At 48.8% G+C, this 13,787-nt stretch carries 16 protein-coding genes; 10 read left to right on the forward strand and 6 right to left on the reverse strand.

Going from position 1 to position 13,787, the window contains the following annotated elements:
* From ACIQU2_RS02565 to ACIQU2_RS02610, 10 genes are all read left to right on the forward strand, one after another.
* Positions 1 to 368: S1 RNA-binding domain-containing protein (locus tag ACIQU2_RS02565; protein WP_403138333.1), on the forward strand; the 368-nt coding region annotated here is incomplete at its 5' end.
* A gap of 218 nt (positions 369 to 586) precedes the next feature.
* Entirely contained in the window at positions 587 to 865 is a 279-nt protein-coding gene (locus ACIQU2_RS02570) for a hypothetical protein (RefSeq protein ID WP_403138335.1), read from the forward strand.
* A 152-nt stretch (positions 866 to 1,017) separates the two neighbouring features.
* Entirely contained in the window at positions 1,018 to 1,326 is a 309-nt protein-coding gene (gene ihfB, locus ACIQU2_RS02575; protein WP_054051920.1) for an integration host factor subunit beta, read from the forward strand.
* Between the two features lie 11 nt (positions 1,327 to 1,337).
* On the forward strand, positions 1,338 to 1,577 hold the full coding sequence (locus tag ACIQU2_RS02580; protein ID WP_403138337.1) for a LapA family protein: 240 nt from the start codon (positions 1,338 to 1,340) through the stop codon (positions 1,575 to 1,577).
* A gap of 231 nt (positions 1,578 to 1,808) precedes the next feature.
* On the forward strand, positions 1,809 to 2,885 hold the full coding sequence (gene rfbB, locus ACIQU2_RS02585) for a dTDP-glucose 4,6-dehydratase (protein WP_403138340.1): 1,077 nt from the start codon (positions 1,809 to 1,811) through the stop codon (positions 2,883 to 2,885).
* Positions 2,882 to 3,775, forward strand: a complete 894-nt coding sequence (gene rfbD / locus ACIQU2_RS02590; protein WP_403138341.1) for a dTDP-4-dehydrorhamnose reductase — start codon at positions 2,882 to 2,884, stop codon at positions 3,773 to 3,775. The genes rfbB and rfbD overlap by 4 nt, the downstream gene beginning before the upstream one ends.
* Positions 3,772 to 4,662 (forward strand): glucose-1-phosphate thymidylyltransferase RfbA, encoded by an 891-nt coding sequence (gene rfbA, locus ACIQU2_RS02595; RefSeq protein ID WP_272605244.1) that lies wholly within the window; start codon positions 3,772 to 3,774, stop codon positions 4,660 to 4,662. The genes rfbD and rfbA overlap by 4 nt, the downstream gene beginning before the upstream one ends.
* Before the next feature lie 56 nt (positions 4,663 to 4,718).
* Positions 4,719 to 5,642: a glycosyltransferase gene (locus ACIQU2_RS02600; protein ID WP_403138344.1), complete on the forward strand. Its 924-nt coding sequence runs from the start codon at positions 4,719 to 4,721 to the stop codon at positions 5,640 to 5,642.
* Positions 5,639 to 6,601: a UDP-glucose 4-epimerase family protein gene (locus tag ACIQU2_RS02605; RefSeq protein ID WP_403138347.1), complete on the forward strand. Its 963-nt coding sequence runs from the start codon at positions 5,639 to 5,641 to the stop codon at positions 6,599 to 6,601. The genes ACIQU2_RS02600 and ACIQU2_RS02605 overlap by 4 nt, the downstream gene beginning before the upstream one ends.
* Complete coding sequence (locus ACIQU2_RS02610; RefSeq protein ID WP_403138349.1) at positions 6,598 to 7,623, forward strand: glycosyltransferase family 4 protein; 1,026 nt, start codon at positions 6,598 to 6,600, stop codon at positions 7,621 to 7,623. Before ACIQU2_RS02605 ends, ACIQU2_RS02610 begins: the two co-directional genes overlap by 4 nt.
* Before the next feature lie 61 nt (positions 7,624 to 7,684).
* Here the strand turns inward: ACIQU2_RS02610 and ACIQU2_RS02615 are convergent, their stop codons facing one another.
* Genes ACIQU2_RS02615 through ACIQU2_RS02640 form a run of 6 tightly spaced genes read right to left on the reverse strand, consistent with a single transcriptional unit; the run spans position 7,685 to position 13,737 of the window.
* Complete coding sequence (locus tag ACIQU2_RS02615) at positions 7,685 to 8,089, reverse strand: GtrA family protein (RefSeq protein ID WP_403138352.1); 405 nt, start codon at positions 8,087 to 8,089, stop codon at positions 7,685 to 7,687.
* Positions 8,086 to 8,838, reverse strand: coding sequence for a WxcM-like domain-containing protein (locus ACIQU2_RS02620; protein ID WP_403138354.1), 753 nt, complete (start codon positions 8,836 to 8,838; stop codon positions 8,086 to 8,088). Before ACIQU2_RS02620 ends, ACIQU2_RS02615 begins: the two co-directional genes overlap by 4 nt.
* A gap of 9 nt (positions 8,839 to 8,847) precedes the next feature.
* Complete coding sequence (locus ACIQU2_RS02625) at positions 8,848 to 9,777, reverse strand: hypothetical protein (RefSeq protein ID WP_403138356.1); 930 nt, start codon at positions 9,775 to 9,777, stop codon at positions 8,848 to 8,850.
* A complete protein-coding gene (locus tag ACIQU2_RS02630) occupies positions 9,774 to 10,721 on the reverse strand; it encodes a glycosyltransferase family 2 protein (protein ID WP_403138358.1) in 948 nt (315 codons plus the stop codon). Before ACIQU2_RS02630 ends, ACIQU2_RS02625 begins: the two co-directional genes overlap by 4 nt.
* On the reverse strand, positions 10,718 to 11,827 hold the full coding sequence (locus ACIQU2_RS02635; RefSeq protein ID WP_403138361.1) for a DegT/DnrJ/EryC1/StrS family aminotransferase: 1,110 nt from the start codon (positions 11,825 to 11,827) through the stop codon (positions 10,718 to 10,720). Before ACIQU2_RS02635 ends, ACIQU2_RS02630 begins: the two co-directional genes overlap by 4 nt.
* A 35-nt stretch (positions 11,828 to 11,862) precedes the next feature.
* Positions 11,863 to 13,737, reverse strand: coding sequence for a hypothetical protein (locus ACIQU2_RS02640; protein WP_403138364.1), 1,875 nt, complete (start codon positions 13,735 to 13,737; stop codon positions 11,863 to 11,865).
* Positions 13,738 to 13,787 lie beyond the last annotated feature (50 nt).

Consider the following 13,787-nt stretch of genomic DNA (forward strand, 5'->3'; position numbering starts at 1 on the left):
GTTTCACCGATTCGGTTCAAGACAACCACAATGGCGAAATCTTTAACGGCATCGTTAAATATTTTCCCGCTAACGGCGCAATAAACACTCTGGCCGACGTTATCGAAGCGACTCTGAAAGCCTCCGAAATCAGCCGTGATCGCGTTGAAGACGCGCGTAACGTTCTGAAAGAAGGCCAGGAAGTAGAAGCCAAGATCATCAGCGTTGACCGCAAGAGCCGCGTAATCCAGCTCTCCATCAAGTCGAAAGACGATGCTGAAGAGAAAGAAGCAATCCAGAGCTTGAAAGACAAGCCTTCGGATAGCATCGCTGCTGGTCCTACCACTCTGGGCGACCTGTTGCGTGCACAAATGGAAAAACAGAACTAAGTTCTGTCAGACCATAGAAAAAGGGCGACTTCGGTCGCCCTTTTTTGTGCCTGTGATTTGGTGATTCTGATGGTTTCGCGGCGCTGCGATTGTTTGCCGTGAAACCAATCGTCCCCGCAAGTTGTCTCTTTCTTTAATCGGATCAATCATTTATTTGCAGCTAGTCTTTAGCCTGAAGCGAACGACCGTCGGGCGGCGTGTCCGGCCTAAGGAAGTGAATGAACAAGCTCATTGTCGTCATAGCGGTACTGACACTGGCAGGTTGTGGCACTAATGCCAAGACTCACGCGGTGCGTGGGGTCAGTGGTATCGAGATTGATTGTTCAGGACTGGGGTCGGGATGGGAGAAGTGTCGCAAGCGAGCGAACAAGGAGTGCAAGGCGGCGGGATACAAAGTTGTAGCCAGGTCCGATGATGCCAAAGACGAAGATGAGTACCCCTTTGGCTTTAATCCTGCGGGTTATCTGACGCGCACCATGCTGGTGATCTGTAGATGAGGGCGAGAGTGCACGACCAGTGTTCCGCTGCTCTGGAATAGGGCATCTCATTGCGGGTGGAGAATGTCAAAAACTCGGGCTGTTCAAATTGATCCGGGCGTGCTAAAACCTTTGAAGCGCTGATCTAGCTGCTTGAAAAAGAAGGGAAAAATATGACGAAGTCGGAGTTGATCGAACGAATTGTCACCCATCAAGGGCTGCTCTCATCCAAGGATGTGGAGCTGGCCATCAAGACCATGCTTGAACAAATGTCCCAATGCCTGGCCACCGGTGATCGCATCGAGATCCGTGGGTTTGGTAGCTTCTCTTTGCACTACCGCGCGCCGCGTGTAGGTCGCAATCCAAAAACCGGTCAGTCCGTCAGCCTCGACGGCAAGTTCGTGCCGCATTTCAAGCCAGGCAAGGAACTGCGTGATCGGGTGAACGAGGAAGAGGAGGAAGGTTTTGACCTCCATAACTAAAGGGTCGGCGCATGCGTAACCTCAAGCGTGTACTCCTTGGCGTAGTTATCCTGTTGCTGATTCTGGCGGTTCTGGCGTTTGTCCTGGAAAATCAACAATCGGTTTCCCTGCTGTTCCTGGGTTGGGCGGGGCCGCAACTTCCGGTATCGCTGATCATGGTTGTTGCGCTGCTGATCGGGATGGTGATTGGGCCGATTCTGGGCTGGTTTCTGGGGCGTACGGCCAGAGTCTCACGCAAGCGCCTTGTCTGATTGCGGCATGACGCGCAAGGCGCACTAAACTTTAGCCACAGCTTGTCTATATCCATTAGTAAAACCGTCATTAAGCTGTAAAATGCTGCGCTTGTCCGATAGTGGCATATGCCCATGTCGGTTCAAACTGACTCTGTCAGAGGCCTCAGCTGAGTTGATGGCTTCTGCATTCATGGATTAGACAGTGCTCGGTTGGCGGCCCTGTCAGTAACTCAAGGGTATGGTTCTCGCGTGAAAATTCTAGTAACCGGCGGCGCCGGGTTTATCGGCTCGGCAGTCATCCGTCATATCATCTCCAACACTACCGACGCTGTCGTTAACGTCGATAAGCTTACTTACGCCGGTAACCTTGAGTCATTGGCCGAAGTTAGCCAGAACTCGCGTTACGTTTTCGAGCGCGTTGACATCTGCGACCGCGATCAGGTCGACCGTGTCCTGCGTGAACACCAACCGGATGCGATCATGCACCTGGCCGCAGAGTCTCACGTCGATCGCTCGATCTCCGGCCCGTCTGAATTCATCCAGACCAACATCATCGGCACTTACACCCTGCTGGAAGCTGCACGCCACTATTGGGCGGCGCTGGATGATGCGCGTAAAGCCAACTTCCGTTTCCACCATATTTCGACTGACGAAGTTTACGGAGACCTCGAGGGTCCGGAAGACCTCTTCACCGAAACCACACCGTATCAGCCAAGCTCGCCTTACTCCGCCAGCAAAGCCAGTTCCGATCACCTGGTTCGCGCCTGGAGCCGTACTTACGGCTTGCCGACCTTGGTCACCAACTGCTCGAACAACTACGGTCCGTGCCACTTCCCAGAGAAGTTGATCCCGCTGATCATTCTCAATGCACTGGAAGGCAAGCCGCTGCCGGTCTACGGCAAAGGCAATCAGGTCCGCGACTGGCTGTACGTCGAAGATCACGCTCGCGCACTGTACAAAGTCGTGACCGAAGGCGTGATCGGCGAGACGTACAACATCGGTGGTCATAACGAAAAGCAAAACATCGAAGTGGTGCATACCCTGTGTGCGCTGCTCGACGAACTGCGTCCCGATTCTGCTTACCGTCCACATGCCAGCCTGATCACCTACGTTCAGGATCGCCCGGGCCATGACCAGCGTTACGCGATCGACGCCAGCAAAATTCAGCGTGAACTAGGTTGGACGCCGGAAGAAACATTCGAAACCGGCATCCGCAAGACGGTCGAGTGGTACCTCACCAACACTGAATGGGTCGCTCACGTGAAGAGCGGTAGCTATCAGCAGTGGATCGATCAGAACTACGCAGATCGTTCGAACAAGGCATGAAAATACTCCTGCTGGGAAAAAACGGCCAGGTGGGCTGGGAGCTGCAACGCTCCCTCGCGCCGCTTGGCGAGTTGATCGCGTTGGACCGTCATGTTGTCGATGGTTTGTGCGGCGATCTGTCTGATCTCGACGCTTTGCGCGCGACGATCCGCCAGGTCAAACCCGATGTCATCGTCAATGCTGCGGCCTACACCGCTGTCGATAAAGCCGAATCCGAGACCGAGTTGGCCGACCGTGTGAACGGTCAGGCAAGCAAAGTCATGGCCGAAGAGGCTAAGACTCTGGGTGCTTGGCTGATTCACTATTCGACTGACTACGTCTTCAGCGGCCAGGGTTCAACGCCGTGGCAAGAGTCAGATGCAGTCGCGCCGGTGAATCACTACGGCGCCAGCAAACTGGCTGGTGAACAGGCGATTACCGCGTCGGGCTGCAAGCATCTGATCTTCCGTACCAGTTGGGTCTATGGCGCTCGCGGCAAGAATTTCGCCAAGACCATGCTGCATCTGGCCAAAGATCGCGAAACCTTTAGCGTCATCGCCGACCAGATCGGAGCCCCGACGGGTGCAGACCTGATTGCCGACGTGACTGCGTTGGCCATTCCGCAAGTTCTGCAACGTCCCGAGCTATCGGGCTTGTATCACTTGGCGGCCGGTGGCGAAGTGTCCTGGCACGGCTATGCTAGCCATGTGATCGGTTTCGCCCAAGACAACGGCGAGCAGCTCGCCGTAACGGCGATCAATCCGATTGAAACGACGGCTTATCCAACACCTGCGCGCCGCCCTCTGAATTCGCGTTTGAATACTCAGAAGCTGCGTGACAACTTTTCTCTACACTTGCCGGATTGGCAAAGTGGTGTAACCCGAATGCTTAGGGAAGTCCTGAATAAATGAGCACGACAAATCGTAAAGGCATCATCCTCGCTGGCGGCTCGGGTACGCGCCTGCATCCGTTGACCCTCGGCGTGTCCAAACAGATGCTGCCGATCTACGACAAGCCGATGATCTTCTATCCGCTGTCGGTATTGATGCTTGCGGGCATGCGTGAAGTCCTGATTATCTCCACGCCTGAAGACTTGCCGTGTTTCCGTAAGTTGCTGGGTGACGGAAGCCTGTACGGTATCAAGCTGACTTATGCCGAGCAACCTAGTCCTGATGGTCTGGCACAGGCCTTCATCATTGGCGAAGAGTTCATCGGCGAAGATCCTTGCTGTCTGATCCTGGGCGACAACATCTTTTACGGTCAGCACTTCTCGGATAACTTGCGCTCCGCCAGCTCTCAACAACATGGCGCTACCGTATTCGGCTACCACGTTTCCGATCCGGAGCGCTTCGGTGTTGTCGAGTTCGACAAAACCGGTCGGGCGCTGAGTATCGAAGAGAAACCGCTGAAGCCAAAATCCAACTATGCGGTGACCGGCTTGTACTTCTACGACAACGATGTTGTCGAGATCGCCAAGAGCATCAAGCCGTCCGAGCGTGGCGAACTGGAAATCACCGATGTTAACCGTGCGTACCTGGAGCGTAAGACACTCAATGTCGAAATGCTGGGCCGTGGCTTCGCCTGGCTCGATACCGGTACCCATGATTCGTTGCTGGAAGCCAGTCACTTCGTGCACACCATCGAACAGCGCCAAGGCCTTAAAGTGGCTTGCCTGGAAGAGATTGCCTACCACAACGGTTGGATTACTGCCGAGCAGTTGGGCGCTCAAGCCGACGCCCTGAAGAAGACTGGCTACGGTCAGTACCTGCAGAAGCTGCTGGACTCGCCTTCCCACTGATTCGAAAGATCAATCCTTTCGAGCAGTAGCGTTTAACCGGTGCAAGCAGGAATGGCATGCCAGTAAAACATCCCAAGGTTGCGGTTTTGCTGGCTGCCTACAATGGCATGCAGTGGATCGAGGAGCAGTTGGCCTCGATCCTCGGCCAGTCAGCTGTCGACGTCACCGTTCATATCAGTATCGACCCCTCCTCTGACGGTACCGAAGCGTGGTGCGCGGCTTACGCTGCTAAACACCCCGAAGTTCTGGTCTTGCCGGCTACCGGCAGTTTTGGTGGTGCATCTCGCAACTTCTTCCGACTCATCCGCGATGTCGACTTTGAAGGTTACGACTTCGTTGCCTTTGCCGACCAGGATGACATCTGGCATACGAATAAGCTTCAGCGTGCGACCCATGTCATTCAATCCCGTCATGTTGATGCCTACTCCAGTAACGTCACGGCTTTTTGGCCAGATGGTAAAACCCATTTGCTGGACAAGGCGCAGCCTCAGGTTGAATGGGATTTCTTGTTCGAAGCTGCAGGGCCTGGTTGTACTTACGTTATGAGCAAAAGCCTCGCGGATTCTCTAAAGGCTTCGATGCTTACCAACTGGCAGCAACTACAAGATGTCACCTTGCACGACTGGTATTGCTACGCCTTCGCCCGTAGCCATAGTTACCGCTGGTACATCGACCCTGAACCGTCCATGGATTATCGCCAACACGAGCGTAACCAGGTAGGCGCCAACAAGGGTTTGAGTCCGCTGATTTCCCGTTACAAAACCATCCATGACGGTTGGTGGTTCAATCAGGTGCGGTTGATTGCGCACTTGGTCGGGCAGGGTACTGATCCTTTTGTGCAAACCTGGCTGAAATTGCGGCGCAGGCAACTTATGACGCTTTCCTTCAGTGCCTGGCGTTGCCGACGGCGGGTGCGGGATAAAGTGTTTTTCTTTTGTATTTGCTGGGTTACTGCGTTGATAGGGAATAAGGCTAGATGACCGCCCTGAAGGTATTGGTTACAGGGGCAAGCGGTTTTGTTGGAGAAGCAGTGGTTTTCAGGCTGTTGGTGGATAAGAAGTTCTATCCGATCGCAGCTGCACGCGGTGCCACGCGCTTGAACGGACTTTGTCCGGTCCAACCGTTCAACTTGATCCACGCCAAGGCCCTGCCTGCGCTTGATGATGTTCAAGTAGTCATTCATGCCGCTGCTCGAGTGCATGTCATGAATGAAACCGCATTAGACGCGTTGGCCGAGTATCGTAAGATCAACGTGGAAGGCACCCTCAGTTTGGCGCAACGCGCCGCAGCATCAGGGGTAAAGCGCTTCATCTTCGTCAGTTCAATCAAGGTCAATGGCGAAAGTACCGTTGCGGGCAAACCGTTCAAAGCCGATGACCGACCCAATCCGCAGGATCCGTACGGTGTATCCAAGTACGAAGCTGAGGAGGGTTTAAAGCAATTAGGTCGAGATACCGGCATGGAGGTGGTGATCATCCGTCCTCCGCTGGTCTATGGTCCTGGCGTGAAAGCCAATTTCCTGAGCATGCTGACCTGGCTTAGCAAAGGTATTCCTTTGCCTTTAGGCGCGATTAGAAATCAGCGAAGCCTGGTTTCGATCGGAAATCTGGTGAGCCTCATTGTTACGTGTATTGATCATCCTGCAGCCGCCAACCAAACCTTTCTGGTAAGCGACGGTGAAGACTTATCTACAACTCACCTGCTGCGTCGTCTGTCCAAGGCGCTGGGTAAGCCTGCCAGACTTCTGCCGCTATCCGAGTGGTTGTTGAAACTGGCAGCCTCAATAATGGGCAAGCAGGCCGTCACACAGAGGGTTTGTGGATCGCTACAAGTCGATATCAGTAAAAATCGCGACTTACTGGGATGGACCCCACCCGTCAACATGGACAAAGCCATGCGTCAGACCGCTGGCCATTACCTGGAAAAGCAAACGAAATGACTGTTTGGTGGCTTCTATTAGCGGTATTCGCCGTTTCCTGGGTCTTGACGCTAGTCTTGCGCCACTATGCTTTGGCGAAGAGTTTGATGGACATACCTAACGAGCGCAGCTCTCATTCCGTCCCCACGCCACGTGGAGGAGGGGTGGCTATCGTCGTCGCGTTTACCTTGGTTCTTCCTGTGTTGACGGCCTTGGGCTTGTTAAGTGCACCCGCGCTAATCGCGCTCTTGGGCTCAGGATTACTGGTAGCGGTCATTGGGTTTGCCGATGATCACGGACATATAGCTGCCAGATGGCGGCTGCTGGGTCACTTTATCGCGGGAGCTTGGACATTGTTCTGGTTGAATGGCCTCCCTCCTGTTTTAATCTTCGATGTTTCGGTTGATCTAGGTTGGGTGGGAGATATCCTGGCACTATTCTATCTGGTCTGGGTATTAAATCTTTATAACTTCATGGACGGTATTGATGGCTTGGCCAGCGCTGAGGCGATTAGCGTGTGTCTCGGTATTTGCCTGGTTTATTGGTTTAATGGTTATGTCGAGCTGATCTGGGCTCCATTGACTTTGGCGGCAGCAGTTACAGGGTTTCTTTGCTGGAATTTTCCACCAGCGAAGATATTTATGGGGGATGCGGGCAGTGGATTTCTTGGTATCGTTCTTGCGCTCTTGTCTATTCAGGCGATGTGGGCTGCGCCCCAACTGCTTTGGAGTTGGTTGATATTACTAGGTGTGTTCATCGTTGATGCTACGTGGACACTCGTACGGCGCTTGCTTCGAGGGGAAAAGGTATATCAGGCACATCGCAGTCACGCCTACCAGTATGCATCTCGGCAACTTAAAAAACATAAGACAGTTACACTTGGGGTGGTCGGGCTTAATTTTCTTTGGCTGTTTCCCATGTCTATGTGGGTAGGGGTGCAAGGAATAGATGGTTGCTTAGGTTTAATACTTGCTTATGTGCCAGTGTGTTGTCTTGTATGGAAGTACAACGCTGGAATGCCGGAAAATACTGGGTCTCGATAGCCCGCTCGCCGAAATCAGCTTGCCAGATATCATCGAAAATCACTGATTCCAGCATTGAGCGTTATTCACCGTTAATGATTTTTTTATTCGAAAAAATAGCCTTGGATAATAAATAAGTAAGCGGAATCGTAATTATAACTGCAATAATTGGGGCGGCTTTTTCATTAAGATGTAGATAGTCAACCCACAGCCACAGCACTCCCATGCTAACCAAGTATTGTGCTAGATATACTAATGGGTATAACAATATAGAGCGGGCTCCTGCGGTGCTTTTGAATACGAAATGTCGATTAAGAATGTATGATAATAAAATTCCGAAGAGATACGTTATGGTATAGCTGGTTTTGTAGTTCATTATATTTAGCAGTGCTAAATATAATGCGTATGTGACCAATGTGTTAAAGGCTCCTGAGGCTAAGAAGCGCGTAAAACTAAAATCGTGAAGTTTCTTTAATAAGTTGGTCATTGGAAGAACATGTTTTTCTTGATTGATACGAATTCTTCATAGTTGCGGATATAGTCGGCAGAGTCGTAATAGTGTGAGGCGAAGACTAATAAAACTGCGTCATTGGAGTAACGATACTGTATTCCCCATGTCATCGGAGGCAAGTGAACTCCCATCGAGGGACGATCTAGTATAAACTCCTCACGGCTTTTTCCATCATCGGCCACAACATGAACAGTACCCTTAACTGCAATCAGGAATTGATGGCATTCGATATGCGCGTGCTCGCCCCGCGTTTCGGCTGTAGGAACATCATAAATTAAAAAATAGCGATTAGTACAAAAGGGAATCTGCTTTTCAAATTCTCCGACCGTAAGGTTACCTCGAATGTCAGGTACATTTGGCAAATTGTGAATGTTTACGCCACTAACTGAAGTTCGAGTAACGCCAGGCAAGGGAAGTCTATCGACTTTAGTATCTACTTGAGAAGTAGATGTTTCGACATAGCCCACGATTTTTGCTGGGTTACCTTCAACGACAGCAAGTGGAGGGATGGAACGATTGACAACTGATCCAGGCCGTACAAGGGCCTTGGACCCGATAGTTACGCCCTCATAAATCGTCGAGTTACTACCAATGATTACTCCGTAGCATATTCTTGTAATTTTGTCGGCTGTGCCCGAGAGAATTACGGCGTTGTGACCAATTTTAATTTGATCTTCAAGAATGGTGGAATCTGCAATGTATGCACCTGCTTTGATTATGTTCACGAAGACACCTCAAATGACTTTAACGAATACGTGCGAGGATTTTCCGTAGGAGTATCCAAGCTTTTCCCATGTTCTAATGACAGCCTTGTTCGTCGACTGTGTAGTCATGAACGCTACATCTATACCCTTATCTTTAAAAATGTAAGACATTTCGGAAATAAGTTTGACATACCAACCTCGCCGTTTTTCACCTACGGCAGACAGTATCATGCGTGCTGATGATTTATCCGGTATTGATGGATTGGCCGGAAGTAGATTGGCAGTTAGAAAGGCATCTGCGCTGTTTTTATCTGGATTGGGTACAAGTGTGATGTCAGCAAATCCATGCACGGAATTTTCTACGAACGTTGCTAGAAATTTATCTGCAGTCAGCTCACTGAAAAAATAGTCGGCGTGAAATCTATCAAAATCATTTCGTGATTTCATTGCTGTAGATTTCAAATTTTCAATGTCAACTGGTGTTGCGTTTCTTACAGGAAAGCGCTTTGGATAGTTATAACTTTGGATCTGATCTGTATAATAAGTCAGGCGAGTCTCAACGAGTCGCCACTCTGATAGGCAAAGTGCCTGAATTGCGAAGATGGCTTCGGAGGGAATTTCACAAAATAAATATGCGTTCCCATGAATCTCTTTAAGTTTTATTGAAAGTTCGCTGATACATTTTCTATAAGAGTCAATTGCCGGTTTTGCAACAGACTCGCTGCACATTAGTTCAATGCGATAGGTTGGAATTCCAAAATAATCAGAGTCCCATTGAAGGTGGCGATAATAGACTGTTGTTTGGTTTTCATTGTCAGAAAATAGTTCGATATTTCCTTTTTCGACATCGATCTCCAAACTTAACAGTAGGTCATTGCCCAGAGAGTTATGAAACTTATGGAAAAAACTAGTAGGGCTAAACTGAGCCGCTTGCGCAATAAGAAAACCTGAATGTTTCATGGATGTTTACCCATAAATTCATGTGTGTTAAGAACCACATTTAAAGGTCGTTGTTTGGTGTTTTCATAGGTGCGCCAAGCATAGGAACCTACGATACCCAGTCCGAATAAATTTACTGATCCAAAAAATACAATTGACAGAATAGTAACGGCATACCCTGGAACTGTTATCTCACCTATGAGTTTGGACAATATAACAAAAAAACCAAAGAGAGCAGCGAGAACTGCCGTCCCACCTCCTACTCTAGTCAGTAGACGTATAGGTAGATCTGTAAAGGCAAAAACACTATCCATTAAGTAATTGATTTTTTTTCTCAGTGTCCAAGCCGATGTTCCATGTTGCCGCTCTTGCCGCGTATAAGTAATCAACTGACGTTTGTAACCCAACCAGAAAATTTGTGCAATCAGCGAACTGTGCCTTTCTTCCAGCCGTAGCAGTGCATCCCGGAAGGCCAGGCTACACGCAAAGACATCAACCCCACCCGGTGGGATTTCAGGAACGATATAACGACGATAGAGTCCCCAAAATAATCCAGCCGCCAATCGACTAAAAAGCGGGTCATTACGACCCTCTCTTACCCCTACGACAACATCAGTCGAACTATCTTCGATTAGCCGGGTATTCATGGTTACGACCAATTCGGGTGGTTCTTGAAGGTCTGCAGCCATCACCGCAAAACGGTCACCAATACCGACTTCCAACCCTGCTCGAATGGCTGCAAAAGATCCAAAATTCCTGCTTAAAAGCACCAGTTTTGATTTGAACGCGGCACTAGGAAGCGATTCACGCAGAATTTCGTAACAACGATCAGGGCTGCCATCGATTACAAAAACAACCTCCAATTCAGAGTTGAGTTCTTTATTCATCGAACTCAACTCCGAAAGCAGGTCCGGAATTGAGCCCTCGTTGCGATAGACAGGGATCACCAGCGTTAACAAGGTCATTTCTCCTTGGAAAAGTAAGCGGTTACTGCGTTGATTACACGCTCAACTTCTTCGTCAGTCAAACCAGGGAAGCAAGGTAGTGAAATAACCGTTTCACATGCACGCTCAGTTTCTTCCAACGAGGTTAATCCGGTAACGACGTACGCAGGTTGGTTGTGATCGGCGATCGGGTAATGCATGTCGGTGCTTATTAGTTGTTCTTTAAGTGCCGCTGCAAACGCGGTTCGATTCTTGACCCGCACAACATAAAGATGACCAACATAGTCTTCTGCGACTGACGATGGCAGCTGCAGGTCGAGCCCGGAAAAGGCATTATTATAGCGTTTGGCAATAGACCGCCGCTGGGCGTTCCAGCCATCCAGATGCGGTAGTTTTACTCGAAGAATGGCTGCTTGAATCTCGTCAAGACGGCTATTTCGGCCTCCAGGGATTGCTACCTGGTATTTTTGTGACCAGCCGTATTGGCGAAGCTGCTTAATTTTTGCGGCTAGATCGCTATCGTTCGTAACCACTGCACCGCCATCACCCAAAGCACCAAGGTTTTTTGTTGGGTAGAAACTGAAGCAGGCAACCGTACCAAAACTGCCGGCTTGTTTTCCATTTCGGCGTGCCCCGTGAGACTGTGCGCAGTCTTCAAGAACGGGTACGCCAGCGGCTGAGGCTATTCTGACTATTTCCTCGATGTTGGCAAGCTGCCCGTAGAGGTGAGTGACAATAATGGCCGATGGTTTAGTGTCAATAATCGCAGAAAGAGATTTGGGGCAAAGTGTCAAAGACACCGGATCTATTTCAACGTAGAGAGGGGTTGCGCCCACAGCGTGAATCGCTGTGCTGCCGTAGAAACCAGCGTTTGCCACAGCGACGACACGATCTTTGGGCTGTACACCAAGACCTCTAAGCGCGAGTTCCAAGGCGTCTGATCCATTAGCGACGCTAATACAGTGCGCCACACCAACAAAATTTGAAAATTCATCTTCAAATTTATTCACTTCCTCCCCAAGAATATACCAGTGACTGTTTAGAACATTTTTGATAGGCGTAGAAAAGTCCAATCCTGCGTTAGCTATTGGAGCGGAGAAAAGGGGGATGACTTTACTGTTGGTCATGGTTGTAGAACCCTGTGTGTCAAGTGTAAAAGGTATTAGTGAGTTATATTTTCGCGGCAACGTACTTCTAGATCGCTCAGTGATAGCAGTTGCGGACTTGTAACTGGATCGAAGCGCAGGGTATCTAAGAATCCACTCTCGCTCGTCATATTGAACGAAATCACACCGTCATTATGGCTGATGGGTATGGTTTTTGAGTCCGTCTCAGTGAAAGATGATTTTCCAATAGGCAGGAAAAATAATTGAGAGAGATCATTTTCCATAGTATTTATTTTGACATTTACTTCGAGTGAGCGGCAGTTAAGGAGTTGGTCAGGCTTCCCCGTCCTTATTAGTAAGTTAGGATCGATCTCTGTCCGGATTTTTATCTCATTGGACGAATTATTTGTCCGCTGAGCATTAGTTAGGTGGATTTCATTTGTATGTTCAGAAAGTCTATATAGTGGTGCTGGTGTATTTGTTCCAAGTGCAATTGGGATATAGAAAAGATTGCGTGAGAATGATGCGCCAGTACGCTTGCCATTTGCGATGGCTTTATTTAAATCACTCAATTCCAGTTGTTTGCAAAGCAAGTTTTCATTGGCTTGGATTTTGTTTTGTAGACATTGGATTCCGTCCAGGCGGCTTTGCATTGTCGCCAAATAAAACTCTTTATGTTCAAATATATTTGTGTATTTGATGCCGGAAAGCATCAGTGCCGTAAAGATAATGGCGGTGGTGTTTTTTGCTATGCCGCTAGGCTTGGTTCGTAGGAGCCAAATCAAAATGGCTGCCGTCATCCATGGCCATAGTAAAGTTACCCAGTAAAAGTGAAAGCGATAAAATCCAAAAGAAAAGATATCTAAGAAGGTTGTGATATTCTCAGGTCTTAGGTTTGTTCTGCCGGCCGCTATCAACAACAAATATAGGGAGATGGTTGCAATCAAACTTGAGATAACGGTAGTGAGAGAGGCGTTTACAGGCGATTGAGTTTTTCGACGGCACTGTTTTATGAGAATAACGACAGTAATGGCAACAATTGCTAAAGCGACAAGAGTCACACTAAGAGACAAAAGAGGATGGTTGACGGGCAGCATCAAAGAACGTGCGACTTTGCCTAACAAAAAAAACCAGAAATCACTCTCCCATGGATATGCCATAGGCGCATCGGCTCGATGCGTACCGTGTTGAACGCCAACAATCACCCAAAGTTGCGCACAAGTCGTAACTATTGCTGGAATGAGAAGACTTAAGCCTGATGTTAATAACCTCCTCTTGTTAGATGTTGCTATAAAAATCTGTGTAATAATAAAGGTGAGGCTCAATCCTAAAATAGCGAAGGCACCGCTGATATATGAAAGTCCTGAAATAAAACCAATGCCGATAATTAAAGGGATCGTTTTTTTGACCGGCCACCGTTCCGATAATGTCAGATATAGACATGCTAAAATGCAAACTAATGGAATGGCTTGGTGATAAGCTAAGTTTGACCATCCCCAATAGGTATCAGGTTGGAGCATCAGAATTGTTGTACTGAATGCACAGGATCTAACGAATATGTTTTCTACGCATATTTTTAGTAGTTTCCACTGTAGAAGTAGCAGTGATCCAAGTATTGTCAGCATGGATATAAATTGGTATGCAATTGTGTTGCCGTCCAAAAACTTGAACGCCATCGCATCCAGAAATAAACCAACGGGGCTTAATGTGTCATTGACGGACTTAAATAAATAGCTTGGCTCGATGTCTCCCATTGTGTTGTTACGATACTGACGCCAATCATCCATAAGTGGCATGTCAATGCCGAATCGTAACCATGAAGTCAAATTCAAGATCAGGCTGAGGATTGGAAGCGCAATCAATAAATAGCTTAAAAAAACTATCAATTTCTCCCGCGTATTGGAATCAAGAGCTATTTGTTGTTGGTGCATTGAAGTACCTAAATTGTTGTCCGGGCGTCTCAAGGGATAGTTGAGTTAAG

It is taken from the genome of Pseudomonas sp. NPDC098740 (assembly GCF_044760065.1).
GTDB classification, from domain to species: Bacteria; Pseudomonadota; Gammaproteobacteria; order Pseudomonadales; family Pseudomonadaceae; genus Aquipseudomonas; species Aquipseudomonas rossensis.